This is a genomic window from Pseudomonas sp. SDO52101_S400 (genome assembly GCF_054071635.1).
This window is the reverse complement of the sequence record NZ_JBSVWF010000043.1, coordinates 1-25,488: the sequence shown is the minus strand read 5'-3', so window position 1 is coordinate 25,488 and position 25,488 is coordinate 1. Positions and strand designations below refer to the sequence as shown.

22 protein-coding genes and 2 pseudogenes are annotated in these 25,488 nt (G+C 60.7%); 10 read left to right on the top strand and 14 right to left on the bottom strand.

Annotated elements, in window-relative coordinates:
* Positions 1 to 53 precede the first annotated feature (53 nt).
* Complete coding sequence (locus ACW9HX_RS20495) at positions 54 to 1,160, bottom strand: DUF2817 domain-containing protein (RefSeq protein WP_457382001.1); 1,107 nt, start codon at positions 1,158 to 1,160, stop codon at positions 54 to 56.
* Between the two features lie 155 nt (positions 1,161 to 1,315).
* On the opposite strand from ACW9HX_RS20495, the gene ggt reads away from it, so the two are divergent.
* Both ggt and ACW9HX_RS20485 read left to right on the top strand, forming a co-directional pair.
* A complete protein-coding gene (gene ggt / locus ACW9HX_RS20490; RefSeq protein WP_457382000.1) occupies positions 1,316 to 3,148 on the top strand; it encodes a gamma-glutamyltransferase in 1,833 nt (610 codons plus the stop codon).
* A gap of 189 nt (positions 3,149 to 3,337) precedes the next feature.
* Entirely contained in the window at positions 3,338 to 3,709 is a 372-nt protein-coding gene (locus ACW9HX_RS20485) for a helix-turn-helix domain-containing protein (RefSeq protein ID WP_457381999.1), read from the top strand.
* 198 nt (positions 3,710 to 3,907) lie between these two features.
* Here ACW9HX_RS20485 and ACW9HX_RS20480 read toward each other — a convergent pair whose 3' ends face one another.
* The 5 genes and pseudogenes from ACW9HX_RS20480 to ACW9HX_RS20460 all read right to left on the bottom strand — a co-directional run bounded on the left by ACW9HX_RS20480 (position 3,908) and on the right by ACW9HX_RS20460 (position 8,040).
* The gene (locus ACW9HX_RS20480) at positions 3,908 to 4,531 is read right to left on the bottom strand and encodes a LysE family translocator (RefSeq protein ID WP_457381998.1); all 624 of its coding nucleotides are present in this window, start codon (positions 4,529 to 4,531) and stop codon (positions 3,908 to 3,910) included.
* Between the two features lie 74 nt (positions 4,532 to 4,605).
* On the bottom strand, positions 4,606 to 5,205 hold the full coding sequence (locus ACW9HX_RS20475; protein WP_457381997.1) for a flavin reductase family protein: 600 nt from the start codon (positions 5,203 to 5,205) through the stop codon (positions 4,606 to 4,608).
* An 87-nt stretch (positions 5,206 to 5,292) separates the two neighbouring features.
* Positions 5,293 to 5,724: pseudogene (locus ACW9HX_RS20470) on the bottom strand (methyl-accepting chemotaxis protein); the annotation flags it as partial.
* A 108-nt stretch (positions 5,725 to 5,832) separates the two neighbouring features.
* Positions 5,833 to 6,519, bottom strand: a pseudogene (locus tag ACW9HX_RS20465) (PAS domain-containing protein); the annotation flags it as partial.
* Between the two features lie 207 nt (positions 6,520 to 6,726).
* Positions 6,727 to 8,040 (bottom strand): MFS transporter, encoded by a 1,314-nt coding sequence (locus ACW9HX_RS20460; RefSeq protein ID WP_457381996.1) that lies wholly within the window; start codon positions 8,038 to 8,040, stop codon positions 6,727 to 6,729.
* A 199-nt stretch (positions 8,041 to 8,239) separates the two neighbouring features.
* On the opposite strand from ACW9HX_RS20460, the gene ACW9HX_RS20455 reads away from it, so the two are divergent.
* On the top strand, positions 8,240 to 9,658 hold the full coding sequence (locus ACW9HX_RS20455) for a short-chain fatty acid transporter (RefSeq protein WP_457381995.1): 1,419 nt from the start codon (positions 8,240 to 8,242) through the stop codon (positions 9,656 to 9,658).
* A gap of 35 nt (positions 9,659 to 9,693) precedes the next feature.
* Here ACW9HX_RS20455 and ACW9HX_RS20450 read toward each other — a convergent pair whose 3' ends face one another.
* Together ACW9HX_RS20450 and ACW9HX_RS20445 are read right to left on the bottom strand one after the other, a co-directional pair.
* Entirely contained in the window at positions 9,694 to 10,038 is a 345-nt protein-coding gene (locus ACW9HX_RS20450) for a HepT-like ribonuclease domain-containing protein (protein ID WP_457381994.1), read from the bottom strand.
* A complete protein-coding gene (locus ACW9HX_RS20445) occupies positions 10,035 to 10,325 on the bottom strand; it encodes a nucleotidyltransferase family protein (protein ID WP_457381993.1) in 291 nt (96 codons plus the stop codon). The genes ACW9HX_RS20450 and ACW9HX_RS20445 overlap by 4 nt, the downstream gene beginning before the upstream one ends.
* A gap of 150 nt (positions 10,326 to 10,475) precedes the next feature.
* Here ACW9HX_RS20445 and acpA point away from each other — a divergent pair, with 150 nt between their 5' ends.
* The 3 genes from acpA to ACW9HX_RS20430 all read left to right on the top strand — a co-directional run bounded on the left by acpA (position 10,476) and on the right by ACW9HX_RS20430 (position 14,174).
* Entirely contained in the window at positions 10,476 to 12,176 is a 1,701-nt protein-coding gene (acpA, locus tag ACW9HX_RS20440) for an acid phosphatase (protein ID WP_457381992.1), read from the top strand.
* Positions 12,177 to 12,295: 119 nt separating this feature from the next.
* Positions 12,296 to 13,468 carry a hypothetical protein gene (locus ACW9HX_RS20435; protein WP_457381991.1) on the top strand — a complete coding sequence of 391 codons (1,173 nt, stop codon included), beginning with the start codon at positions 12,296 to 12,298 and terminating at the stop codon, positions 13,466 to 13,468.
* 181 nt (positions 13,469 to 13,649) lie between these two features.
* On the top strand, positions 13,650 to 14,174 hold the full coding sequence (locus tag ACW9HX_RS20430) for an SET domain-containing protein-lysine N-methyltransferase (protein WP_457381990.1): 525 nt from the start codon (positions 13,650 to 13,652) through the stop codon (positions 14,172 to 14,174).
* Between the two features lie 8 nt (positions 14,175 to 14,182).
* Here the strand turns inward: ACW9HX_RS20430 and can are convergent, their stop codons facing one another.
* Complete coding sequence (gene can, locus ACW9HX_RS20425; RefSeq protein WP_011335942.1) at positions 14,183 to 14,827, bottom strand: carbonate dehydratase; 645 nt, start codon at positions 14,825 to 14,827, stop codon at positions 14,183 to 14,185.
* A gap of 142 nt (positions 14,828 to 14,969) precedes the next feature.
* Here can and ACW9HX_RS20420 point away from each other — a divergent pair, with 142 nt between their 5' ends.
* Entirely contained in the window at positions 14,970 to 15,374 is a 405-nt protein-coding gene (locus tag ACW9HX_RS20420) for a serine kinase/phosphatase (protein WP_457381989.1), read from the top strand.
* A gap of 97 nt (positions 15,375 to 15,471) precedes the next feature.
* On the opposite strand, the gene rimI is transcribed toward ACW9HX_RS20420, so the two are convergent.
* Both rimI and ACW9HX_RS20410 read right to left on the bottom strand, forming a co-directional pair.
* A complete protein-coding gene (rimI, locus tag ACW9HX_RS20415) occupies positions 15,472 to 15,924 on the bottom strand; it encodes a ribosomal protein S18-alanine N-acetyltransferase (RefSeq protein WP_457381988.1) in 453 nt (150 codons plus the stop codon).
* Entirely contained in the window at positions 15,917 to 16,669 is a 753-nt protein-coding gene (locus ACW9HX_RS20410; RefSeq protein WP_457382029.1) for an energy transducer TonB, read from the bottom strand. The genes rimI and ACW9HX_RS20410 overlap by 8 nt, the downstream gene beginning before the upstream one ends.
* A gap of 231 nt (positions 16,670 to 16,900) precedes the next feature.
* Between ACW9HX_RS20410 and mksB the strand changes: the two genes are divergently transcribed.
* Genes mksB through mksF form a run of 3 tightly spaced genes read left to right on the top strand, consistent with a single transcriptional unit; the run spans position 16,901 to position 21,709 of the window.
* The gene (gene mksB, locus ACW9HX_RS20405) at positions 16,901 to 18,181 is read left to right on the top strand and encodes an Mks condensin complex protein MksB (protein ID WP_457381987.1); all 1,281 of its coding nucleotides are present in this window, start codon (positions 16,901 to 16,903) and stop codon (positions 18,179 to 18,181) included.
* A complete protein-coding gene (gene mksE, locus ACW9HX_RS20400) occupies positions 18,171 to 18,872 on the top strand; it encodes an Mks condensin complex protein MksE (RefSeq protein ID WP_186622818.1) in 702 nt (233 codons plus the stop codon). The genes mksB and mksE overlap by 11 nt, the downstream gene beginning before the upstream one ends.
* Entirely contained in the window at positions 18,869 to 21,709 is a 2,841-nt protein-coding gene (gene mksF / locus ACW9HX_RS20395) for an Mks condensin complex protein MksF (protein ID WP_457381986.1), read from the top strand. The genes mksE and mksF overlap by 4 nt, the downstream gene beginning before the upstream one ends.
* 69 nt (positions 21,710 to 21,778) lie before the next feature.
* On the opposite strand, the gene ACW9HX_RS20390 is transcribed toward mksF, so the two are convergent.
* Genes ACW9HX_RS20390 through ACW9HX_RS20380 form a run of 3 tightly spaced genes read right to left on the bottom strand, consistent with a single transcriptional unit; the run spans position 21,779 to position 25,344 of the window.
* Entirely contained in the window at positions 21,779 to 24,082 is a 2,304-nt protein-coding gene (locus ACW9HX_RS20390; protein WP_457381985.1) for an MlaD family protein, read from the bottom strand.
* A complete protein-coding gene (locus tag ACW9HX_RS20385; RefSeq protein WP_457381984.1) occupies positions 24,075 to 24,698 on the bottom strand; it encodes a paraquat-inducible protein A in 624 nt (207 codons plus the stop codon). Before ACW9HX_RS20385 ends, ACW9HX_RS20390 begins: the two co-directional genes overlap by 8 nt.
* Positions 24,685 to 25,344 (bottom strand): paraquat-inducible protein A, encoded by a 660-nt coding sequence (locus tag ACW9HX_RS20380; protein ID WP_457382028.1) that lies wholly within the window; start codon positions 25,342 to 25,344, stop codon positions 24,685 to 24,687. Before ACW9HX_RS20380 ends, ACW9HX_RS20385 begins: the two co-directional genes overlap by 14 nt.
* Positions 25,345 to 25,488: the final 144 nt, after the last annotated feature.

Below are 25,488 nucleotides of genomic sequence, written 5' to 3'. Positions count from 1 at the left end.
GGCTGCGCACGACCTAATAGTCAAAACGGCTTACCAAAAGGTAAGCCGTTTGTTTATCCCTCGCCCACTAACGCCGCCAACCCCTTCGCCCAGATCTGCCGCGTGCGCAAACCGACCATCGCCCGCCAGTCCGGATCCGCCGGATAGAACTGCTCCAGCAGATTCAATTTGATCTCGCGCCCCGTCGCGTCCAGCGGATCGCCATGCAGATGCAACCAGTGATCGTCGCGCAAGTAACGATGCACGTCCGGCCCCGGATAAGTGCCGCACTCGATCACGAACGGCATCAGCTGCACATTCGGCAGCGCATTGAGCAGTGCCTGCGAGGTGTACCCGGTGGCGGTTGCTGCAACGCCGGTATCACTCAAGGTTTCGGCACCGGTGTGCAGCGTGTAGAGCCACGGGCCGTAAATGGATTGCGCCTGGGCCTGTGCCGGATACGGCGCCTGGGTTATCGTCAGCAGCATCGGATGCCCGTACTCGCCAGCGCCGGTGTGCAGGTCAAAACACATCACGGTTTCAGCACCGGCCAGATGACTCTCGATGATTGAATGCAGCGTGCGATTCGACCAGCTCGGCGCGAGTCCGCCAAAGAACAATCCATCGGGATGACTGTGCTGCCCGCCCTCGACAATGGACATTACCGCCGGCCAGCCGTGCTCGGCGATTTGCGCATCGAGCAAGGCATCGGCGCGCTGCCGCTCGGGGCCGTTCAAATCGGTGCAGGCGTAGATCTCATGCAGCGCGGCGTAAGCCTGGTTGTCCGGAAGCGGTTGATTGAAATCCAGATGATTGCGATTGAGGTCGATGTTGTCTTCGTTGACCCGCCGCAGCCACGCGGTGCCCCAAGGGTTGATCAGGTGGATCATCACTACCGCCACATCCTTTGGCAGCGAGCCTGGAGTGAAATGCTTCAACCAGTCGATCTGACATTCCGAACCGTAATAGCCCTCCACCCCGTGGGTGCCGCTGAGCGCCACCAGACGCCGTTTGGCTTGCGGATCACCCAGCACTGCAACGTCGGAGCTCAACGGCTCGCCAGACGGCCCGCAGCGCGGATGTGCGTAGGAGGTGAGCGTCGCACCGGCCGCGGTGGCGGCGGCAAGAAACTGTTCGCGTTGATGGCGGTAGCTGGACTGAGTCGGAAACTCGCTGTGCATGGTGGCCTCTTGTTGATTGTTCTGGCTTCACATTTGCCCCTGACCCTACAGAAAATTCGCCAAGGCATGAAGGGCAAACGTACCGACGGTTTGCGTCCTGCACGGTCGGCCGATACAGTCCGTCAGACTTTTATCCCACGGACGGAGAGCCCCGCGTGTTTCCAGCCCTGCCCCTGAGCCGCTTTCGCCTGCCTGCGCTGACCTTGATTGTCAGCGCCATCACCCTCGCCGCCTGCAACGCACCGCCCTCCTCGACCTTGCCGCTGGCACCGGAAGCCGCCTCCGGTTACCGCACTGGCTTGCAAGCCAGCCACGCCGAGAAACACATGGCCGCCGCTGCCAATCCGCTGGCCGCCGAAGCCGGTCGCGAAATGTTGCGTCAGGGTGGTTCCGCCATCGATGCCGCCATCGCGATGCAAGCCGTGTTGACCCTGGTCGAACCGCAGTCCTCGGGGATCGGTGGTGGCGCGATGATCGTGCTGTGGGATGGCAAACAGGTGCGCACCTACGACGGTCGCGAAACCGCACCGGCCGGTGCGACCGAGAAGCTGTTTCTACAGGCCGACGGCAAACCGATGCCGTTCCCTCAGGCGCAGATCGGCGGACGCTCCGTCGGCACGCCGGGCGTGATGCGAGCGCTGGAACTGGCGCACAAAAAGCACGGCCGCTTGCCGTGGGCGACGTTGTTCGAGCCGGCAATCAAACTCGCTGAGCAGGGTTTTGCGATCTCGCCGCGCCTGTATTCGCTGCTGGAATCCGACCCGGTGATTCGCCGCTCGCCGGACATGGCCAGGTATTTTCTGAACAGCGACGGCAGCGTCAAAGCCGTCGGCACTCGCTTGCAGAACCCGGCGTTGGCCGCCGTGCTCAAACGCATCGCCAATGAAGGTGCGGATGCACTGTACAAAGGCCCGATCGCCGAAGAGATCGTGGCCAAGGTTCAGGGCCACGCCAACCCCGGCAGCCTGTCGCTGAACGACCTTCAGCACTATCAGGCCAAGGAGCGCGCGCCACTGTGCACCGACTACAAACGCTGGCAGGTGTGCGGGATGCCGCCACCCTCATCGGGCGGGATTGCGGTGGCGCAGATTCTCGGCACCTTGCAGGCACTGGAGACTCGCGACCCGCGTCTGTCCCTGACGCCGCTCAAGCCTGTGAAGACCGATAAGCCCGCCGGTACCGAACCTGCGCCGCAAGCCGTGCACCTGATCGCCGAAGCCGAGCGCCTGGCCTACGCCGACCGCGCGCAGTACGTAGCCGATACCGACTTCGTGCCGGTGCCGGTCAAGGGCCTGGTCGATCCGGGTTACCTGGCCAGCCGTGCCAGCCTGATCGGCGAACGCAGCATGGGCAGCGCCAAACCCGGCACACCGCCGGGCGTGCAGGTGGCCTACGCACCAGACCGCTCGCCGCTGCGCATCTCCACCTCGCAAGTGGTGGCCGTGGATGACTTCGGTGGCGCCGTGTCGATGACGACCACCATCGAGGCAGCGTTCGGCTCGCACCTGATGGTTCAGGGCTTCCTCCTCAACAACCAGATGACCGATTTCTCGTTCATCCCCGAAGAAAACGGCCAGAAAGTCGCCAACCGCGTAGAACCCGGCAAACGCCCGCGTTCATCAATGGCCCCGACCCTGATCTTCGATCGCAACAGCGGCGAGTTCGTCGCCACCGTTGGCTCCCCTGGCGGCTCGCAGATCATCGAGTACGTGGCCAAAACCACGGTCGGCCTGCTCGACTGGAACCTCGACCCGCAAAGCGCCATCAGCCTGCCCAACTTCGGCAGCCGCAACGGCCCGACGGAGCTGGAGCAGGGTCAGTTCACCCCCGGATTGATTCAGGCGCTCAAGGACAAGGGCCACGCCGTGAGCGAAATCGACATGACCAGCGGCACCCAGGCCATCGTGCGGGTCAAGGATACGCAGGGGAAATCAACACTGGCCGGTGGGGCGGATCCTCGGCGTGAAGGCGTAGCGTTGGGGGATTGAAATCCCTTCCGCCAACTGAAAAAGGTTTACCGAGAGGTAGGCCTTTTTTGTATGTCCATGAATCCGATTCGGCTAAATCACATTGCCTTTTCCTACATCGGAAAAATGCTGTCCGGGATAGAGTGCATGCAGAGCTCTCACAAACAGTACAACGCAATCGACGCTGATACCGTCGAAATGGAGTAACCCATGAACATACGTCCGATTCATACCGAAGAAGACTACCGTGCGGCGCTCAAAGACGTGTCCGCTCTTTTCGAGAATGAGCCAGAACCCGGCACGCCTGAAGGTGATTACTTCGACATCATGATCACCCTTATCGAGTCCTATGAGGCCAGGCACTTCCCACTTGATCTGCCCAACCCGATTGATGCCATAAGGTTTCGGATGGAGCAGTCCGGGCTGTCGGCAGCCGATCTCGCCCCTGCAATTGGCCGGACAAATCGCGTTTATGAGGTGCTGAATGGCAAACGTGCTCTGACGCTTCCCATGATCTGGAAACTTCACGAGTTGTTCGGTATTCCGGCGGAAAGTCTGATCAAGCCCATGAAGTCAGTCTGAAAAAAACAGCCATGCAGGCACCTCAAAATGTATTGCCTACGCTGAATCTCCCAGCCAACTGAAAAAGGCTTACCGAGAGGTAAGCCTTTTTTGTATGTCCATGAATCCGTTCGGCCGAGCATTCCGATGGTCAGAATCTAAGCTCCGTCGAGCAATTGATGACAGCGAAACAAGCGTCATCCGCCGCCTGATTTCCGGTCAGCGATTCGCCACCAGATGCGCACCGAACAGCAAATAGCAACCACCCGCCAGCCGATCCAGCCATGTGCGTGAGCGCTCGTAGACGCCGGCAATCCGTCGGCTGGCGAAGAACAGCGCCACACTGCAGTACCAACTGAAAGACAGCGTTGCCATGGTCAGGACCGCCAGCGCAAGCAGCATCGGCGGCACATGGGCCGGCATGGCGGTGGCGAAGATCGTCGCCACGAACAGCGCCGATTTGGGGTTGGTCATGTTGCCCAGAAAACCTCGCCCATAGGCACCGAGCAACGTTTGCTCAGTAGCGTCAGGTGCCCCTTGCGTGAGAGGGGCCTTTCGCTTGAATTGCTTGAGTCCGAGATAGATCAGGTAGCAGCCGCCGGCAATCTTGAAGCTCAGATAGAGCGCTGGTGCGGCACTGAATAACGACTGGATGCCCAGGCCACCGGCCAGCCCCCATAACACCGTTCCGCTCGCCACGCCGAGCGCCGCCACCACTCCATGGCGTCGGGAACGACTGACGGCCAGCTGCGCGATGTTGAAAAAGTTCGGCCCGGGGGTCACCACGGCAACCGTCCACAGCAGCGCCAGCGACAACAACGGTGCAAGGTAACTGGAAAACATGGGGCAGACGCCTGATGGATTAGACAATGCCCCTACCTTGCAACATCCAGCGACGTTTTGCCATCAAGCGGCGCTCAGACGGACAGCGTCTTGCCATCCACCGGATCACCAATCGTCAGGAAATGCCCACCGGCCACATGGTGCAAAGTGCGCAAACCGTCATGCCCTTCAAAATGCCAACGCCCATCGCTGAACACCCGCGAATCAGCCTGCGCCGCAATCACCTCGGCCAGGAACAGATCGTACTGTTCGTGATTGCGCGGCTCCGGCAGCAGCCGGCATTCGAGCCACGCTACGCAACCGTCGAGCATCGGTGCCTCGACCTGCTCGCCAGAGAAGCTCAGCAAGCCGTATGCCTGGAACTTGTCCTGCCCTTGTTCACGATTGATTTCCAGGCCCGAAGTCGAACCGACGGTCTGCACAATGTCGGCCTGATTCACGCAAGGAACGTTGAGAACGAAGGTGCCCGAGGCCTCGAGCAGTTGCCGGGTCCAGGTGGACTTGTCCAGCACCACCGCGATTTTCGGCGGTTCGAAATCCAGCGGCATGGCCCAGGCTGCAGCCATGATATTGCGCTGCCCGTCATGGGCGGCGCTGACCAGCACGGTCGGCCCGTGATTGAGCAAACGGTAGGCTTTGTTCAGGGGAACCGGGCGACGGAAGGACTCGCTCATGGGATCTGCTCCGGGAAAAAGAGCCGATTGTAGCGGGATAAAAACAGCGAAGGGATTGCCATGGACAATCCCTTCGCCTGGCAGGCATCAGCTGGATAGCTGGTTGGCGAACTGGCCCACCGCGTCCACCACTTTCTGCGCGCCATCCTGGATCTCGACGATCACCGTCCCCGCTTCCGCCGCCAGGGCCAGACCTTGCTCTGCCTGAAGCTTGCCGTCGGTCATCAGCGCCACGGCGTTGCGCGCCATGTCCTGGTTCTGGCGCACCACTCCGACGATTTCCTCGGTCGCCTGGCTGGTGCGTGAAGCCAGTTGCCGCACTTCGTCGGCCACCACCGCAAAACCACGGCCCTGCTCCCCTGCACGGGCGGCTTCAATGGCGGCGTTGAGCGCCAGCAGGTTGGTCTGTTCGGCGATGCCGCTGATGGTCTTGACGATGGTGCCGATCACTTGCGATTGCTCGTTCAGCGCTTCGATGCCTTCGCCGGCGGTCTGCATGTGCTTCGACAGATCGCGCATCACATTGACCGCTTCAGTCACCACACGGGTTCCGCGCTGGGCGGTGCTGTCGGTCTGCAAGGACGTGCTGTAGGCAATGTTGGCGGCCTCGGCGACGGCTTGCTCCTGATTGACTTGATCGGTGATCACGGTGGCGAACTTCACCACTTTGTAGAGTTTTTCGTTGGCGTCGAGTACAGGGTTGTAGGACGCCTCCAGCCAGACCTCCCGACCATGGGAGTCGATCCGCTTGAAGCGTCCGGCAACGAATTCGCCGTTATTCAGGCGACGCCAGAAATTCTGATATTCGGCACTGTTGGCCTCGCCCGACTCACAGAACATACGGTGATGTTTGCCCTTGATCTGCGCCAGGCTGTAGCCCATGCCCTGAAGGAAGCGATCGTTGGCGCTCAGCACGTTACCGTTGAGGTCGAACTCGATCACCGCCGTCGAACGCACCAGCGCGCCGATCAGGTTTTCGTGCTCGCGGGAGGCTTCGATGGTTCGGGTCAGGTCGCTGGAGAAAATCGAGAAATGCTTGATCCGCCCGTCCGATGAGCGGATCGGCTGAACGATCGAACGCAGCCATGCCTCTTCGCCATTGCCGCGCGACAGACGCACGGCACCGGCGAAATGCTCGCCGCGGGTCAATGCAGCCTTGAAACGGTGATGAAATTCGTCGGACTTCACATGGGCCGGCACGATGTCTTCGATGGCGCGACCGACCAGGTCATGGCTCTTGTAGAGCATTTCATTGAGGAAGTTCTGGTTGACCGATTGAATCCGCCCGTCGGGCTCAAGGGTCAGCACCAGCATCTCGCTTTCCAGGCTCTCCTTCACTTGCAGAAGGCTGGAGAGTTCTTCACGAAGAGCCGCCAGCTCTTGCTTGAGGCGTTTGTTGAACATGGGAAAGCACCGATGGACTGGATGGAAAGCGGGGTTGCAGCCTAACCATCGGCCTTGGAGATCTTTTCTGAAGTGCGTTTTAGCCTTGTCCTACAAAAATAGTTACGCCTCGGTAAATCAGGCTGCTCCAGCCACCTGACAATGTCCTGCACGCAGCATCCGCGAGCCGAAATACGCCGCGCTGGCGATGCCCACGAGACCCATCACCGCACAGAACATCACGCAGATCCATGGGCTCCACGGCATCAGACCGATCAGCAGCAACGGTGAGACACTGGCCCAGGCGGCGTAGGCAATGTTGTAGGTAAAGGAAATGCCCGATACGCGAATACGTGCCGGAAACAGACTGACCATGACCGACGGCACCGCACCGACCACGCCACAGCAAAGCCCTGCGATGGCGTAAGCCAGACCGACCCAGTCACCGCCGACAATTAGGCAGGTGTAGAGCACGCCGATGCCCAGTGGCAACAACAGGCTGTAGAGCATGACAGTGCGCCAGGCGCCGATGCGATCGACCAGCCCGCCGGCAATCACGCAACCGATGTTCAGGAAAACGATGCCCAGGGCACTCAGTGCAAAGGTATGGCTGGCAGTCATGCCGAAAGTCTTTTGCATCATCGTCGGGGTGATGACGACGAACACCACCACTGCCGAAGTCAGCACACACGTCAGCAGCATGGCCGGCAGCATCGCCAGACGATGCTCGCGCAACACCGTGCGCAACGGCAGTTCGACCCGTGTCTCACGCTGCGCTTCCATGGCCATGAACACCGGGGTTTCGCTCAGCCAGCGACGCAGCCAGACGCCGATCACGCCGAACACACCACCGAGCAGAAACGGATAGCGCCACGCGTAATCCAGCACTTCGGCGGGGGTGAAGACTTGTGCGAGGAAGGTCGCAGTCAGTGCGCCGATCAGGTAGCCAAAGGTCAGCCCGGCCTGCAGAAAGCCCAGTGCATAACCGCGATGGCCGGCCGGCGCGTGCTCGGCCACGAAGACCCAGGCGCTCGGCACTTCACCGCCCACCGCCGCGCCTTGCAGGATGCGCAACGCCAACAGCAACAAAGGTGCGAAATAACCTATCTGCGCGTAGGTCGGCATGATCCCGATCAGCAGGCACGGCAGCGCCATCATCAGGATGCTCAGGCTGAAGACCTTCTTGCGCCCCAGCCGGTCGGCGAAATGCGCCATCAGGATCCCGCCCAACGGCCGCGCCAGATACCCGGTGACGAAGATCCCGAAGCTTTGCAGCAGGCGCAGCCACTCAGGCATTTCCGGCGGGAAGAACAGTTGGCTGAGGGTCAGGGCGAAGAACACGAAAATGATGAAATCGTAGATCTCCAGCGCCCCGCCCAGGGCCGCAAGGCCGAGGGTCTTGTAGTCGGAACGGCTGAACGGCGCCGGTCGGGCAGTGGAATGGGCAGTCATGTCAAAGAACTCTGGCAGGCGAAAAACCAAGGCGCCCATGGTCTACGCAAATGGGCCGTTGAACAACCCGTTAGACCATAGTCTGATTCAGCAAAACACGGTCACAAAAATCCGCCGGTTGATTTACTGTTGGCACCTGTCCAGACGGGCCGGCCAAGCCCCGAAGACCACAATAAACATAAAAATCCGAGGTACTCCCGTGGCCGTTGATATCGAAGATAGCCGCTCTGCGCGCTTTGCTTTGCGCTGCTCCAGTTTTGCAGAACGCTGGTTTCCCGACTCCTGGGTGTTCGCTGCACTGGCGGTGATCATCGTCGCGCTGGCCACCCTGGCCATGGGGGCCAAACCTGGCGACGCCGCCATGGCCTTCGGTGACGGTTTCTGGAGCCTGATCCCCTTTACCATGCAGATGGCTTTCGTGGTCATCGGCGGTTACGTGGTGGCCAGCTCACCGCCCGCCGTGAAACTGATCGATCGACTGGCGCGGATCCCGAAGAACGGCCGCTCCGCCGTGGCCTGGGTCGCGCTGATCTCGATGGTCGCATCGTTGCTCAACTGGGGCCTGTCGCTGGTATTTGGCGGTCTGCTGGTGCGCGCCCTCGCCCGCCGCACCGATCTGAAAATGGACTACCGTGCTGCCGGTGCCGCGGCTTATCTGGGCCTTGGCGCGGTGTGGGCACTGGGCCTGTCGTCCTCTGCCGCACAGTTGCAAGCCAACCCCGCCAGCCTGCCGCCGTCGATTCTGTCGATCACCGGGGTGATTCCCTTCACTCAGACGATTTTTCTCTGGCAGTCGGGCGTGATGCTGCTTGCGCTGGTGGTGATCTCGATCATCATCGCCTACGCCACCGCACCCGGCCCGAACTCGGCGCGCGATGCCAAGGCCTGCGGCATCGACCCGGCCTTCAACCTGCCTCCGCTGCAACCGCGCACACGGCCCGGCGAATGGCTGGAACACAGTCCGCTGCTGATCATCGTGCTGGTGCTGCTCGCCGCCGGATGGCTGTTCCACGAGTTCTCGACCAAACCTGCGATCACCGCGATTTCCGGGCTCAACACCTACAACTTTCTGTTCATCATGCTCGGCGCCTTGCTGCACTGGCGCCCGCGCAGTTTCCTCGATGCGGTGGCGCGCGCGGTGCCGACCACCACCGGCGTACTGATCCAGTTCCCGCTGTACGGCTCGATTGCCGCGCTGATGACCACGGTCAAGGGCACCGACGCCCAGACCCTGGCCCATCACATCTCGACGTTCTTCGTCAGCATCGCTTCCCACGACACCTATGCGCTGCTGATGGGCGTGTACTCGGCGATTCTCGGTTTCTTCATTCCGTCCGGCGGCGGCAAGTGGATCATCGAGGCGCCGTACGTGATGCAGGTGGCCACCGATCTGAAGTACCACCTGGGCTGGGCCGTGCAGATCTACAACGCCGCCGAAGCCCTGCCGAACCTGATCAACCCGTTCTACATGCTGCCGCTGCTGGGCGTGCTGGGGTTAAAGGCGCGGGACCTGATCGGTTTCTCGTTCGTGCAACTGCTGGTGCACACGCCGCTGGTGCTGCTGTTGCTGTGGGCGCTGGGGACGACATTGGCGTATACGCCGCCGGTGATGCCGTAATTTGAAATGACCACGCCTGTTTCCAGCAGGCGTGGTCAGCTTGGCTGTAGAGGTAAGACTTTCAACAGCTCAGGCAGGGCGCTCTGAACCGTGTCCCAAACCACATCGAGATTGATATCGAAATAGCCGTGAGCGATCCGGTTACGCATACCGCGCATGCTGCGCCACGGAACCTGGTTATTTTGAGCCGCGAACTCCGGGAAACGATCCATGATCTTGGTAGCCGCTTCGCCAATGATGACCAGACTCATGATCACCGCTTGCTGGGTGCGCTTATCTTCAACGAACTCGTCTTTATTCAGTCCCTCGACAAAGATCAGCGCATCGCCTGCGGCTTGGCGCATGTGTTCGAGGTAATCGCCAATCCGATTCTCGATCATACGGGACGGGCCTGATCCAGCACCTGTTGACGGAACTTCACGGGCAAGTCTCCCGGCGTCAACAGATCGACAGAAATGCCCAACAAGTCTTCAAGCTCAACCTGAAGCCCGCCAAGGTCAAACAGCGTTGCCCCGGGAAGTGGGTCGACCAACAGGTCAAGATCACTGCCTTCTACGTCAGTCCCCAACAATGCCGAACCGAAGACACGAGGGTTGGCCGTCGGAAAGCGATCGACCAATTCACGAATGGCGGCTCGTTGCAGATCAAGTACTACTGAAGGCTTCATGGTTTCACCTGGGCCGGATTCAATACTGCGCCAGTCTAGCAGTGGTGGCGGGTGGCAAACACCGCACCTTTTGTCACCCAACCGTCACATTCCCTTGCTAGCGTCCGCCCGAAACATACTGAAACAATTAAGCAAAAAACGGACTTCTACATGAACGACGACACCGACGGCAAAGATCCCTCCTCTCCTGAATCCGACAATCCCACTGATACCAGTCGCCGCCGCTTTCTCGGCGGTGTCGCCGTCCTGGGTGTGGGCGCCACGCTGGCCGGGTGTGGGAATGCCGGCGATCAGCCAGGCAAACCCGAGGAGCGCCCACTCTCGCCTGCCGAACTGGACAAGGCCTTGCGCGATCAGGTGAAGACCGTCGTGGTGATCTACGCCGAGAACCGCAGCTTCAATAACCTGTTCGGTGATTTCCCCGGTGTCGAGAAACCGCTGTCAGCACTCAAGCCTGAGGAATACCAACAGCGCGACCGCGACGGCAGCCTGCTGCAGACCCTGCCGCCGGCCTGGGGCGGTGTGTTGCAGATCGGCCCGCAAACGCTCGACGGCGTGACCTATCCCAACGCCGTGCAGTTTCAGGAAAACCTGCCCAACGCGCCTTTCGCCCTCAAAGGCCCGAACGCCGAGGACTTGCCGCTCGGTCTGGTGACTCGCGACTTGTGGCACGTGTTCTATCAGAACCAGATGCAGATCAACGGCGGCAAGAACGACGGTTTTGTCGCCTGGGCCGACTCCGGTGGTCTGACCATGGGACACTACGCCCAGAGCCGTTATTCCCTGCGCCTGTGGGACGTGGCCCAGGAATTCGTGCTGTGCGACAACTTCTTCCAGGGCGCCTTCGGTGGCTCGTTCCTTAATCATCAATACCTGATCAGCGCCACCGCGCCGTTCTACCCGAACGCCGCCAGTTCGGTCGCCAAAAGCCAGATCGCCGCGCTGCAAAGTGATGACCCGGCGGATCCGCGCCTCAAGCCGCTTGAGCCATCCCCGGCCAGCGCCATGACCGGGCCGCCACAGTTCGGCCCGAGCGCATTGACCCCGGACGGTTACGGGGTCAACACCCTCGCCCCGCCCTACTGGCCGACATGGATCCGCGACCCGGAGCGTCCGGCCTATTCCAAAGCCGATCTGCCGAACGTCCTGGTGCCCCAGACCCACGAGCACATCGGCGACAAGCTGTCGAAGAAGAACATCGACTGGGCGTGGTACGCCGGTGCCTGGCAGGCGACGCTGGATCAGTACAAGGATTCGGGTGGCATCCCGAAAATCCCCAACTTCCAGTACCACCATCAGCCGTTCAACTACTTCCAGCAACAAGGCCCGGAGCATCCCGAAGAGCGCAGCAAGCGCCTGCGCGACGCCGGCCTGGGCGATGAGTCGAGCACCAACAAATTCTTCGCCGATGCCGAAGCGGGCAAGTTGCCGGCCGTGAGCTTCTACAAGCCCCAGGGCAACCTGAACATGCACGCCGGTTACGCCGACGTGGCTTCGGGCGACCGCCACATCGTTCGTGCCCTGAAAGTGCTGCGGGAAAGCCCACAGTGGAAAAACATGGTGGTGATCGTGACCGTCGATGAGAACGGCGGCTGGTGGGACCACGTCGCGCCACCCAAGGGCGATCGCTGGGGCCCGGGATCACGGGTGCCGGCGCTGGTGGTGTCACCGTTTGCCCGCAAAGGCACGGTGGATCACACGGTCTATGACACCGCTTCGATCCTGCGTCTGATTACCCGAGTCTTCCAGCTGGAGACACTGGCGGGTATCAAGCAACGTGACGATGCGATGATCGGCCGGGGCCAGAAGCCAATGGGCGACTTGACCAACGCCCTGCATTTCAAGGCCTGAGGACAGGTCCTGCAGTACAGCTCAAAAAACTGTGACTGACGGCTTCTCGCCATCACACAGCTGATCCAATATGTGGCGCACCCGAACAACGGGGAACCCACGCTGAAAAGGATCTGAGCATGTTCAAACTCGCAGGACTCACCCTCGCTGCGCTCACATTGAGCGCAGCCGCCCATGCCGATGTCGATCTGAAACTGGGCAGCACCGAACGCGTCACCCGCCTCTTCGCTTATCCCAACAATTGCAGCGTGATCTGCTTTCGCAACTGGACGCTTGAGCAGACGGTCGCCCATTACCTGAGCCAAAGCGTGCAGCGCGATGGCTACGCCGGTGCCAAGGTGCTGGTGAAGAATGACAACGGGCAGATCTATGCCGAGATCAGCGGCGTGCCGAAAGGCTATGACAAGCCGCTGACCGCGCTGCTGGACGCCGGCGACCTGGCCTACACCGGCGCCAGCAAGCTCAACGCCGATGGCAAATGGGCGTACAGCTGGTATCTGTTCCTGCCACTGGGCATGGCCCTGGAAAACCGTAAAAGCGTCGAACTGCTGCACTTCCCGCCGGATTACTCGCTGACCCAGGCCCAGGATTACCTGCGCTCCAATACCACCGACCGCTGGGCTGCGCTGCTGACCGACAACGGCATTCCTGCCGACCAGACGCCGGGCTACCAGACCATCATCGACATCGCGCCGATTGCCGCGCCCGCCAGCGCAGGCAGCACCCTGGAAGGGGTCTACGACTACTTCAAGGACTACCAGACCACCATGGTCAAGGAAGTCAGTCAGAACGCCAAAGGCGCCACTCTGCCAATGGTCGCTTTCGGCGCGCCAGTGCGTAACTGGATCAAACAGCAATACGGCGCCACCGTGAATGTACTGGGCCTGGCCACCATCAGTCCAAGTGCAGGTGTGAACGTGCCGGTGCTGGGTTCCAACCACCCGAGTTACATCTGGTACGCCGCCGACCCGGCCAACTACACCGGCGACGATGCCCAGGCCAAGGCCGATGCGGCAGGTTTGAAAGTGATGGGGCAAGACTTGAGCGCTGCCTGCTGGCAGGCCGGGATGGGCAGCAAACCGGGCACTGATCCGAAAACCTTGCTGAACAGTTGCACGCAGACCTGGCAAGTAACGCAGAAGGTCAAGACCTGTGAGCTGTTCTACACCTCGATCCGCAACCTGACTGCCGAACAGGCGGCTGCCAAGTGCGCCACCGCGCCGATCAAGACCCAGTTGCAACAGCTGAACGGTCCGCTGCCGGCCATGGCCGCACCGGCTCCCCACCTCTGAAACAACGCGTGAAATTCCCGTGTCAGCCTTGGCTGACTCGGGAAAACGTCTATCTCGCCTGTCAGATCTGACAGTAGACCGCTAGTGTCATTTAATGGATCTTGGATCCAATTGCTGTGTTACAGGACTGACAGGAGGTCAGCCCGTAAAAGTCGTGACACTTGGGCCAACAGGGATCGTTATGAACACTCATGCTCGACAGGGATTACCGCCGAACGATACCGAAGGCATCTATCCTTTTGCCGGACTCCCGGTCCGCCTGGGGTTTCCTTCAAAGCGCGACTTCGAGATTGTTCACGATCCACAGGGAGTGGCCACCGCCGTCGTCGCGTGCCGGGATTTCCTGCGCATCAGCCGAATGTGCCGCGTTTCAGGGCAACTGCTGCCCTATCGGTGCCGACAGACCCGGCAACTGCAGGTTGGCATCCATCTTTACGATCCGCGCTTTTGCGGCGTGCTCGAGCACTCTTGCGATCCCAATACCTTTCTCGACATGAGCGAGTTATGGCTATGGGCATTGCGAGACATCGCCGAGGGAGAACGACTGACCGTGGATTACACCGCCACCGAAGACAAACTGTTGCGGCAGTTTGCCTGCGGCTGCGGATGTTCACGCTGCCGTGGGTGGATCACCGGCTACGACGAATCACCCAATCTTGAAGGCCAGCGCTATTTGCAGGCCTGGTGGCGCCAGGGTTTACGCTGAACAGCGGATCAAGGCGCGCCGACCGGCCGCAAACGGTATTGCGGTGGCAGTTGTTCGAAACCGCTGATGGTCGTGTTCAGGCTCTTCCAGCGACCATCCTTGATGCCGTAGATGCAGCCGTGGATCGACAGGCTCTGCCCGCGATGCCAGGCGTTCTGGATGATGCTGGTGTGGGCAACGTTGGCCACTTGCTGGATCACGTTGAGCTCGCACAGACGATCGACCTGCTCTTCTTCGGTCGGCAACCTGGCCAGTTCTTCACGCTTTTCGTAATACAGATCGCGGATCGACCGCAGCCAGCCATCGATCAGGCCGAACTGGCGATCCTGCATCGACGCCCGCACACCGCCGCAGCCATAGTGGCCAGTGACCAGGATGTGTTTGACCTTGAGCACGTCCACGGCGTACTGGATCACCGACAGGCAATTAAGGTCTGTGTGCAATACCACGTTGGCAACGTTGCGGTGAACGAACAGATCCCCCGGCAACATGCCGACGATTTCATTGGCCGGTACCCGCGCGTCGGAGCAACCGATCCACAGATATTCCGGCGTCTGCTGGCGAGCCAGCTTGGCGAAGAAATCCGGGTCTTCCTTGGTGATCGCGTCAGCCCAACGCTCGTTGTTATCAATCAGGTCTTGTAAGTCATGCATGCTGTAAGGCCTCAAGAAAGATGCCCTGCTTTGACAGACAACCGTCCGTCGGGGTCACGAAAGGATCGCAGGTGATTTCGTTGGAATTTCTCGTGTGCCCGGTGAGTCCACCTCAGTAAGGCCCACAGTATGAGGATTTGCCATGACTGATTCACGACGTCCCTTCGACGCGGCGCAACCGGAGCCCATCGATGACAACGAAGACCGCATGGGATCGGTGCACGAGCTGGATTTCGACGACGAACAGCCCAGCGCCAGGATCGGTGATGAACTGCCGGAAACCGAGCGTGAACATCTGATGCCGCGTGAACGGGTGCGGGAGGCTGGCATGACCGGCGCCTCTGTAGCTGATCACGAGCCGACCGACGATGACCTGAGCCCGGAAACCCTGATCCACGAAGACGGCGCGCGCGATGCGGACGAACTCGGGACAGGCAATCAGGCCGATTGGGACTTGAGCATTGTCCATGAGGACGACATCGGCGGTGGCAATGGGCTCGACGAGGCGGAACTGGCGCGGCGCGATCCGATGGATGGGAATCGTTGATCTGCATCGCCGGTCAGCGTGCTATCGCCAGCAGGCTTGCTCCCACACGGAAATGCATTCCAATGTGGGAGCGGCGGGCAATGCTTTTTGAATCCGATCAGTCGACCAGGGTGCAGGCCATGACCACGGCGTCTTCACGCCCGCCGACCGCCGGGTAGTAATCCCGGCGCCGGCCGATTTCGTTGAAGCCATAGCGCTCATACAGGCGAAATGCCGAGGTATTGCTGTCGCGCACCTCGAGGAAACATTCCCGCGCGTGCGCCGCGTAGGCGCGGGACATCAGGTGCTCAAGCAGAATCAGCCCAAGGCCCCGCCCCTGATTCTCCGGTTTGACCGTGATGTTGAGCAGGTGCGCCTCATCCAGAATGATCTGCACCACGCCGTGTCCGACTTGTTGCTCGCCTTCGAACATCAGCCAGATCTGGTATTTGCCCAGGCCATCGAGAAAAATCCCGCGAGTCCAGGGATGGCTATAGGCCGCGAATTCAATTTTCAGCACTGCGTCCAGATCGGCTTCGATCATCGGGCGAAACGTTACAGCGTCACTCATTCGATTCTTTCCAGCGCGCCATCAGCCGACGCATGGCTTGCCACACGGCGGCCTTGCGCTGTGGCTCTTCCATCAACAATTCAAGCCCCGGCACGGCCCACGCCAGGCCAAGACCCTCGATTTGCAACTCGCGGTTGAACGCTTCGGCATCCGCTTCGCCGGCAAAACGCACCGCCGGCAGGCCGATCAGCCACAGGCAGGCGCACGGCGCAGTCTCCATTTGAACCGACAGGAACCCCTGGACGAAGTCCCGGGCCGCGTCAGGTCCCTGATCCATCGAGCCACGCACCAGCAACGGCCAACGCACCGGGTCGCCGACGATCTGCGGCGCATCCGGCAGACCGGCGGCGCGCAGCATGTCCTTGAGCAACAGATAGGCCGGATCGCGGGACTGGAAAGAATCGCCTGTGGGTAACTCTACCAACAGCAGGCAGCGACCGGCCCGCAGCAATTGCAGGGTAAAACGCGGTGGTGGTATTGGCGCCGCTTTGACCACCACGGGCGTTTCGTCGACCTCTTCCACCGGTTTGGCGCCCGTGCGGGTGCTGGCCAGCGAAGGTCGCGGGACCTCGACCTTCGGCCGTTCGACCGAACGTGCGGCAGGTTGCACCGGCGCATCCGCCTGCGGTGCTGGTGCCACGAGCACCGGAGCTTCGGGCTCAGGCTCGACAACATCCAGCAGCTCGGGCCGTGACGGCGCGGCAAAGGGCAATTCGGTGCGCGGCAGCCAGTTGACCACCTGCATGGCGTTCAAATAGGCGCGGCGGCGGGACTCGATTAGCAAGGGTCGGCCACTTGTGGATAACTGAAGTGCGCTGATTCTACCGCCCTTCGCTCAAGATCGCCCGCTGTTGATCGATAGTCTTGACCGATACCTTGACGCAAAGAAAAGCGACAGCCCGTCCCGAGAGTGAATCGCATCCCGCGTGATGCAGTACAATCGCGGCTTTTAATCGCCAACCAGCCGGCCATTCCGATGATCGAACCCAAGCGCGTCTTGCGCGCCCTCGCTGAACACTGGGCACTTCTGGAGCCACTGTGCGAGCACTTCGACCAAGGCACCCTGAGCCTCAACGAACTGCGCACGCAACTGGCCGCCCAACAACTGGACAGCACGCCGCAGGACATCACCAGCCTGCTCGACGTGTGGATTCGCCTCGACATTCTGGTGCCTGTGGCCAAAAGCCCGAACCGTTTCGAGCTGAACGCGCAGATTCACGACTTCCTCGCCTACCTGCGTCGGGAACACCGTCTGGGCCTGTGCCTGGAGATCGAAGCCTATCTGCGTCACCTCGAACGTCTGGCCGGTTACATCCAGGATGCGTTCGACGTCCGTGACGGCAGTGATCTGGCGCGCCAGCTGCGTCTGCTCGACATGCGCGTGCGCGACGTTCTGAAGAAGCTCGACAACGACGAACAGGCGCTGGTGGCCGTGGCCGAACGGGCCAAGACCAGTGATCGGCAGATCCCGCTGCGTCAGCGTTACGCCGAAGTACTGGCGACCTGGGACGAATACGTCGAGCCGATGATCGATCTGGTGAACGCCGACGGCGCCTTCGAACAAGGCGTGCGCAAGGTCGAAACCGTGCTGCTGAAGATGCTCAGCGAACAGCAGCGCCTCGGCCATCTGGTCGATGACGACATGCTGCTGCGCACCCACGCACGCATCCTCGAAATGCAGACCAGCGCCCAGTTGACCCTGCGTCATGCCCGGGAACTGCTGCTGCCGTTGCGTGAAGAAGCCCGCCGGCACAACGCCGTGACCCGTGGAGCTGCGCTGGCGCTGGCCGCGATCCGCCGCAAAGGCATCGACGCCGTGCCGCAAGCCGCGATGCCGCTGTTCACCCGGCCTCAAAGCACCTTTCTCGGCAGCGCCAGTCAGGTTGAAGCCTACGTCTACGCCCTGGCCCGTTTCGAGCCGAAACCGGCGCGCTTCCCCAAGGCGCACAAGTCGCAAAAGACCGGCGATGCCCCGCGCGCACCGCGCACCGTGCGCGAGATGGTCGACCGCTGCGAAGAATCCCTGCCGATGCCGGACCTGATGACCTGGCTGCTGGAGCAGGAGCCGGACGGCGCTACCGACGAATTGCTTTACTGGTTCTCGCGCCTGTCGCGGGAAAAACGCTTCAAGCGCGAGCGTCTGGAACGCCGCGAATACCACACTCACGAGCACCAGGTCAGCCTGCGCTCCTTCGCCCTGCTCTCGGCCGGCGACGCCGCCGCCGAGGATTCTGCGAGCATCCCCAATGCATCTTGATCTTTCCGAACTGTCGCAACTCGCGCCGATCTTCCGCGAGCTGTTCAAGGGTTACCACGTCAGCCGCCGCGATCCGGAGCTGTACGCCCAACTGTCGAACTTCCAGGACCAGTACCGCACGCTGTTCAAGGCGCTGGGGTTCGAACTGGTCTGCGACACCCGTGGTTTCTATTACTTCGTGCCGGACATGGCCGCTGCGGCGGTGAACAAGACCGCCCAGCGTCTGGCGCTGTTCACCTTCATCCTCGTCGAGCATCTCGCCGATCAGGGCCGCGATCCGATCGCCGTGCTCGACGGCGGCAGCCTCGGCCGCGAAGAGCTGCCATCGCTGCTGGAAAAGTACCGCGACCTGTTCATCCAGGCCGAAGTGCAGACCGTTGAAGAGCTCGAAGAAAAGATCATGCGCCGCATGACCCAGCTCGGTTTCGCCGGCGAAGAAAACGGCGTGTACCGTTTCCTGCCGCCGATGCACCGCTTCCTCGACGTCTGTCTGTCGGTCCAGCAGGACCGCGATCTGGCGGCCAGCGTGCACAGCGTTCTGCCATTGCCGGCGCCAGTGTTGATCGACGAGGAGGCCGAGGCGAAATTCCTCGCCACCGACGACCCGCTCGATCTCAGCGAATTTGAAGAAGAGAGCGAAGAAGACGCACTGGCCCGCGCCATTGCCGAAGAACAGGAGTCCGACGCATGAGTCAGGAACGCTACGGCATCCGCCGCTTTGCCCTTTTGAACACCGCCGGTTACAGCCTTGGCCTGTTTCCGCTGGAAGAACCGCTGTCGGTCTACGGCGCGAACAACCTCGGTAAATCCGCCTCGATCAACGCTTTGCAGTTCCCGATCCTGGCGCGCATGTCGGACATGAGTTTCGGCAAATACAGCCTGGAACAATCCCGGCGCTTCTACTTTGCTTCCGACACCAGCTACATCCTCGTCGAAGTCAACCTGCCCCACGGTCCGCATGTGATCGGCGTGGTCGGTCGCGGCCCGGGTGGCGGTTTCGGTCACCAGTTCTTCGCCTATGCCGGCAAGCTCGATCTGGCGCATTACCAGAAAAACGATACCTGCCTGCGCCAGAAAGAGCTGTTCAGCAACCTTGAGAAGGAAGGCCTGAAGGCTTACGAACTCAAGCCTGATGAACTGCGGCGTTTGCTGGTTGGCGGTCATACGTCGATCCCGCTCGACCTGACCCTGATCCCGCTGCGCTCCACCAGCGAGCAGAGCCTGAAGACTTTCCGCGCGCTGTTCATCAACCTGCTGCACATGCGCGAAATCACCGCAGCCAAGCTCAAGCAACTGTTCCTCGATGCCTTCGAACACAGCCTGCGTTCCGGCAGCGTCGATTACATCGCGGCGTGCGAAGAAGCGTTTCGCGACGTGCGTCGCATGGAACAGGACTACAACTCGCTGGTCGCTGCCGGTCCACTGGTCGAAGCCCTGGCCAACGGCGTCAAACAGCGTGATGTGCTGCGCGGCAAGCTGCATCGCCTGTCGCCGTTGCTCGACTCGTTGCTCGGCACCTGGTCGGACTACGCCACGGCGCGCAAGGAGGAGCTGACCATTCAGGCCGAGCACTACCGTCGTGAGCAGGACGATCTGCAAAACGATCAGCGCGGCGGCACTCAGGAGCTGATGCGTCTGGAGCGGGAAATCTCCGGCATCCAGCGCTGGCTGGGTGAGTTGTCGGTACTGAAGAACCGCTTTGCGCTGGTCGATGACGTCAAAGTGCTGGAGCAGCAACTGCTGTCGGCCAAGGACGCTCACGATGAACTCGCCGGTGCGCTCGCGCAGTCTCGTCAGTTCAGCGCCGAAGATCTCGAAGAGCGAATGCGAGATCTGGAAAAACGCCTGAAGTCGGTGAAGCAGCAACTCGATCACGCCGACAACAACAGCTACGCCCGCCTGCGCGAAGAGTTCTCGCAACAGGACGTCGAGCGCCTGATGCGACTGTTCAACAGCGCGCTGTTCAGCCTGCCGCTGGGTGAGCACGGCATCACCCTCGACGAGGACGGAGAGTGGGTCAAATCGGTGGAGCTGATCCTCGACGGCTTCAAGGGCGAGCGTTTCGAAGTGCCGGGCCTGTCGATCGACATCTCGAACATCGAGCCGCCGGCTCTGCAGGCCTTGGCTGACCGTGCCGCGTTGCGCGATCAGAAAGAGCGTCTGGAAAAAGAGCTCAAGCAACTGAAAACCCAGCAAGCCGTGGCTGCCGACCGGGCCGCGAGCAAGACCCAGACCGAAGCGCTGTACCAGCAGGTGCTGGATGCGCAGAAGGCTCTGGAAGATTTCCGTCGCACCCAGACCCTGAGCGCCGAAGAAGGCGACAAACTGGAGCAACTGGCGCAGATGGAAGCCGCGCAGGACGAACTCAAGCGTTCCAGCGATGCGTTCACCGAGCGCGTCCAGCAACTGTCGGCCAAGCTGCAACTGGTCGGCCGCCAGATCGCCGACATGGAAGCCAAGCAACGCACCCTCGACGATGCCCTGCGCCGTCGTCAGTTGCTGCCGGCAGACCTGCCGTTCGGTACGCCATTCATGGATCCGGTCGACGATTCGATGGACAACCTGCTGCCGCTGCTCAACGACTATCAGGACAGCTGGCAAGGCCTGTTGCGCGCCGATGGCCAGATCGAAGCGCTGTACGCACAGGTGCGTCTGAAAGGCGTCGCCAAGTTCGACAGCGAAGACGACATGGAGCGCCGTCTGTCGCTGCTGATCAACGCTTACGCGCACCGTACCGATGAAGCGCTGACTCTGGGCAAGGCCCGTCGCGCGGCGGTCACCGATATTGCGCGGACCCTGCGCAACATCCGCAGCGACTACGACAGCCTCGAGCATCAACTGGCGCTGTTCAACCGCGAGATCAACAAGCGTCAGGTGTCCAACCTGCAGAGTTTCCGCATCGTGCTCGCGCCGAACAAGGAAGCGCTCAAGCACATCGACCAGATCATCCACAGCGCCGGTCAGTACGAAGAAGGCGAAACCCTGTCGGTGTTCGACCTGAGCCAGAGCGCCGAGCAGGACAACAAGAATGAAGAAGCCAAGGAATACCTGGCGCGGCTGGTGGCGGCGAACCACAACCAGCTCGGCCTCAAGGACTTGTTCGAACTGGCGTTCGAGATCACCAAGGTCAACGGCCAGCCGGTTATCCACACCGACATCGACGGCGCGGCGTCCAACGGCACCACGATGACCATCAAGGCGCTGACCAACATGTACTTGTTGCTGCACTTGATGGACCGCGACCTGGCTGGTCGTGTGCGTCTGCCGTACTACCTCGACGAGGCGGCGGACATCGACGAGAAGAACCAGGCCGCCCTGCTGGAAACCAGTCTGCAACTGGGCTTCGTGCCGATTCTGGCGAGTGTGAAGCCGCAGGTCTGCGCCAGTGTCGCCATCGACCTGGAAGGCGGCAGTGGCCCGGCCGGGATCTACATCGACGAGGCGGACTGGAAGTACATCCGTCGCCACGATGTGGTGAAGGCCACCATCAATGTCGAAGCGGACGAGCCGGAGCTGGATGCGGTTTGATGCTTAGCTGACGGACACAAAAAAGGGCCGCGATCCATTGGATCGCGGCCCTTTTTCATGGGCTCGGGATTATTTGCCGAGGGGGATTTTCGGCGCCCAGGTCAGCCACTCGTCTTCGAACTTGTCGAACAACGGGAAGGTCTGTTCAGCCCGAGCCGGGTTGCCCATCCGCTCGCCGTCAGGTGTGGCGAAGGCGATACCGCCCTGAATCGCCGTTTCGAGAGACTCGGTGCGTACGGTCAGGCCATTGAACAAGCCGATGTCGAACCCGACACCGCTGGTGTTCCAGAAACGGCTGCCACTGCGAACCAACGGCGCATACTTCGGCTCGATCAGGATATGCACCAGAACGCGGTCGGCGGTCTGACCCAGTTCGTAACCGGTGACTTTACCCACCGTGATTTCGCGGTAGGTTACCGGCACGCCAGGCTTCAAAGAACCACGGCGGGCGGCACTCAATACCAGACTGAGGCCGGCCTCTTGCTTGCTCACTTCCGGTGGATTGGCCAGGGCCACAAAGTTCTTCTGCGGACCGAGGCTCTTCGCCGCTGGCTGAACTTCGATGTACTGACCCGTAACCAGGGTTTCCAGATTCGAGGTCTTGATCAGACCCAGTTCCGGCTTGACCACCCAGAATTGACTGCCGACCCGGGCAATCTTCTCCGGCACTTCAGTAATGCGCGCGGTGAGGATCACCGATTGCAGATCATCGGTCAGGTCGACACTTTCGATCTTGCCGACGTCCAGGCCCTTGAAGCGAACCGGCGTGCCACTGCGCAAACCGTCGGCACGGTCCACCTTGATGGTCACCACCTCACCCTTCTGATTGGCCTCGTCGTGATTGGCGAACAGGCGGAAGCGCGGAATCCGCTTCTGCAACGGCGCCTTGGCTTGCGGCGTTTCGAACGCGATGCCGCCGGCCATCAGGGTCTGCAACGATTCGCTCTTGACCTGAATGCCGCCGGTCAAACCACCGGTCAGCGTGATGCCGCTGACGTTCCAGAACCGGGTCGAGGCGTTGACCAGATTTTCGTATTCCTTCTCGATATGGACGCCGATCACCAGTTGCTTCCGGGTCTTGGAGAACTGATAACTCTGCACCGAGCCGACCTTGACCTGCTTGTAGAGGATTGGGCTGCCAACCTCGATCGAACCGAGGCTATCGGTGAACAGCACCAGGTGCAGGCCCGGCGCCTTCAAATCCAGCGGCGGCGCTTTCGGCCGGGCTTCGAACTCACGCTGCGGAGCCCCGCCCTTGTCGCCAGGGCGCACAGCGATGTAGTTACCTTTGACCAACGCTTCCAGACCGGTGATGCCGGCCAGGGAAATCGACGGTTTGACCACCCAGAACTGGGTGCCGGTCACCAGATATTCTTCAGCCAGAGGATCGAGAGTCAGCTCGGCAGTGGCACTGGACAGATCGGGATCGATCTTCAGCGCTTTCAGGTTACCGACCTGAATGCCCTTGTACATCACCGGGGTGCGCCCGGCCTGCAAGCCTTCGAAATCGCTGAGTTTGACCTTCACGCGGATGCCCGCCGCGGCCGCATCGAAGTCTTCATAAAGACGGAACGGCAGGCTCGGATCCGTGGGCGGACTGTCCTTGCGATTCTCTGGCGTAGCGAAGGCAATACCGCCGGCGACGATGCTGGCCAGGGATTCACTGCGTACTTTCACCCCGGACAGGTTGGCGTCGATGCTGATGCCGCTGGCGTTCCAGAAACGCGTGTGTTTGCGCACCAGTTTGGCGTAGGTCGGTTCGATGAAAACTTTGAGCTCGACAGTGCTCTGGTCTTCCGACAGGACGTAACTCTTGATCTGGCCGACTTTGATCTGCTTGTAGAACACCGGGCTGCCCCGGTTCAGCGAACCCAGGCGGTCTGCCTTGATCGTCAGGTGCAGGCCGGGTTTTGAATCCGACAGCGGCGGCTCTTCGGCCAGGGCCTTGAACTTGCGGGTCGGTTCGCCTTCGCCCGGGCTGATTGCGACATAGTTACCCGATACCAGAGTTTCCAGACCGGTGATACCGGCCAGCGTCACACTCGGTTTGACCAGCCAGAAGCGGGTACTGGTTTTCAGGTATTGATCGACATCCTTGTTCATCTCGATGGTGGCGATCACGCCTTTGGTGCCGCCTTCGTCATCGAGCTTGAGGGCTTTGACCTTGCCGACGGGCATGCCTTTATAGACCACTTCGGTCTTGTTGGCCTGGATACCTTCACCACTTTCGAAGCGCACCTGAATCTCGATGCCGGTTTCGGTATAGGCTCGCCATCCAAGCCAGCCGCCGATGATCAGGGCGATCAGGGGCAGTACCCAAATGGCAGACCAGTTCGAAGCCGGTCGGGTTTTCGCTACGGGCAAATCAGTCATGGTCGGCGTCCGACTCCGTGTTATCCCAAATCAGTCGGGGATCGAAAGTGACAGCGGCGAGCATCGTCAGAATCACCACACTGGCGAAGGCGATGGCGCCAAGATTGGCTTCGACGCTGGCAAGCCGGCCGAAGTTGACGACCGCCACCAGAATGGCGATCACGAAAATGTCGAGCATCGACCAGCGACCGATGAACTCGATGAAGCGGTACATCCAGATTCGCTGGCGTGCGGACAATGGCTGGCGGCGCTGCACCGAAAACAGCAGCAGCGCGATGCCCACCAGTTTGAATGTCGGCACCAGGATACTGGCGACGAACACTACGGCAGCGATTGGAATCATGCCGTGCTGCACCAGTTGGATGACACCGGACATGATTGTGCTCGGATCACCCTGGCCCAGTGAGCTGACCGTCATGATCGGCAGGACGTTGGCCGGAATGTAGACAATCGCGGCCGTGATCAGCAGCGCCCAGGTTCGCGCGAGACTATTGGGCCGCCGGGCGTGAACCAGCGCACCGCATCGAGTGCAGGTCTGCACATCGCTGTCGGCATCCTGCTTGTTCAGTTCGTGGCATTCAGTACAGATCAGAATGCCCGCATCAATCGCCCGCATGGGCATCTTCTCCTGATAACGCCTGCCAGATCTGGTGCGGTGACATCACCACTTCGAGCCAGACCTGAACCAATAACAGACCGATGAAACACCCGAGACCGAGACCGATGGTGATGGCCGCCATGTCCGCCAGTTTGACGATCGCCACCAGAACGCCCATGAGGTAGACCTCGAGCATGCCCCAGTCTCTGAGGTGGTGATAAATGCGGTAGAGCAACAGGCCATAGCTACGGCCGATGTTGAAACGGATCGTCAGCAACACGATCAACTGACACAGCAGTTTCAGCAGTGGAATTGCCATGCTGCAAAGGAACACGACAACTGAAACGCCGCGCATATCGGTATTGAACAGGCCGACAACGCCGCTCCAGACAGTATCCTGCGACGACTGCCCGAGTACATTGAGCTGCATGATGGGTAAAAAGTTCGCAGGCACGTAGAGCAGCAGTGCGGCAATGACCAGGGCCAGGCTGCGCTGCACCACGTTATGGCGGTGGGCATACAGTTCGTAACCGCAGCGTGGGCAGAGGGCTTTTTCGCCGTGGGCAAGCTTGGGCTTGCGCATCAGCAGATCGCACTCGTGACAGGCCACCAAGTCATCCAGCGGTAATTCTGACAGCCCGGGGGCGTCAACCGAATCTGACATAAGGGCTCTGACTCCGAAAAAGTTGGGATCTATTCTAGTGTTCTGATTCGAAAATAACTGTGCAAATTTGTTCGCTGTCGCGGACAAAAAACTTTCCTGCGGGCAAAACAAAACCCCAACTGCTTTCGCAATTGGGGTTTCGGA

Bases quoted from the DNA above. Each gene is read 5' to 3' on its own strand.
- ACW9HX_RS20435 (WP_457381991.1), top strand. From the start codon at position 12,296: ATGTTCAAACTCGCAGGACTCACCCTCGCTGCGCTCACATTGAGCGCA.
- ACW9HX_RS20430 (WP_457381990.1), top strand. From the start codon at position 13,650: ATGAACACTCATGCTCGACAGGGATTACCGCCGAACGATACCGAAGGC.
- mksE (WP_186622818.1), top strand. From the start codon at position 18,171: ATGCATCTTGATCTTTCCGAACTGTCGCAACTCGCGCCGATCTTCCGC.
- ACW9HX_RS20385 (WP_457381984.1), bottom strand. From the start codon at position 24,698: ATGCGGGCGATTGATGCGGGCATTCTGATCTGTACTGAATGCCACGAA.
- ACW9HX_RS20480 (WP_457381998.1), bottom strand. From the start codon at position 4,531: ATGTTTTCCAGTTACCTTGCACCGTTGTTGTCGCTGGCGCTGCTGTGG.
- ACW9HX_RS20390 (WP_457381985.1), bottom strand. From the start codon at position 24,082: ATGACTGATTTGCCCGTAGCGAAAACCCGACCGGCTTCGAACTGGTCT.
- can (WP_011335942.1), bottom strand. From the start codon at position 14,827: ATGCATGACTTACAAGACCTGATTGATAACAACGAGCGTTGGGCTGAC.
- ACW9HX_RS20380 (WP_457382028.1), bottom strand. From the start codon at position 25,344: ATGTCAGATTCGGTTGACGCCCCCGGGCTGTCAGAATTACCGCTGGAT.
- ACW9HX_RS20495 (WP_457382001.1), bottom strand. From the start codon at position 1,160: ATGCACAGCGAGTTTCCGACTCAGTCCAGCTACCGCCATCAACGCGAA.
- ACW9HX_RS20460 (WP_457381996.1), bottom strand. From the start codon at position 8,040: ATGACTGCCCATTCCACTGCCCGACCGGCGCCGTTCAGCCGTTCCGAC.
- ACW9HX_RS20410 (WP_457382029.1), bottom strand. From the start codon at position 16,669: ATGCAGGTGGTCAACTGGCTGCCGCGCACCGAATTGCCCTTTGCCGCG.
- mksB (WP_457381987.1), top strand. From the start codon at position 16,901: ATGATCGAACCCAAGCGCGTCTTGCGCGCCCTCGCTGAACACTGGGCA.
- mksF (WP_457381986.1), top strand. From the start codon at position 18,869: ATGAGTCAGGAACGCTACGGCATCCGCCGCTTTGCCCTTTTGAACACC.
- ACW9HX_RS20485 (WP_457381999.1), top strand. From the start codon at position 3,338: ATGAACATACGTCCGATTCATACCGAAGAAGACTACCGTGCGGCGCTC.
- acpA (WP_457381992.1), top strand. From the start codon at position 10,476: ATGAACGACGACACCGACGGCAAAGATCCCTCCTCTCCTGAATCCGAC.
- ACW9HX_RS20450 (WP_457381994.1), bottom strand. From the start codon at position 10,038: ATGATCGAGAATCGGATTGGCGATTACCTCGAACACATGCGCCAAGCC.
- ACW9HX_RS20420 (WP_457381989.1), top strand. From the start codon at position 14,970: ATGACTGATTCACGACGTCCCTTCGACGCGGCGCAACCGGAGCCCATC.
- ACW9HX_RS20475 (WP_457381997.1), bottom strand. From the start codon at position 5,205: ATGAGCGAGTCCTTCCGTCGCCCGGTTCCCCTGAACAAAGCCTACCGT.
- rimI (WP_457381988.1), bottom strand. From the start codon at position 15,924: ATGAGTGACGCTGTAACGTTTCGCCCGATGATCGAAGCCGATCTGGAC.
- ACW9HX_RS20445 (WP_457381993.1), bottom strand. From the start codon at position 10,325: ATGAAGCCTTCAGTAGTACTTGATCTGCAACGAGCCGCCATTCGTGAA.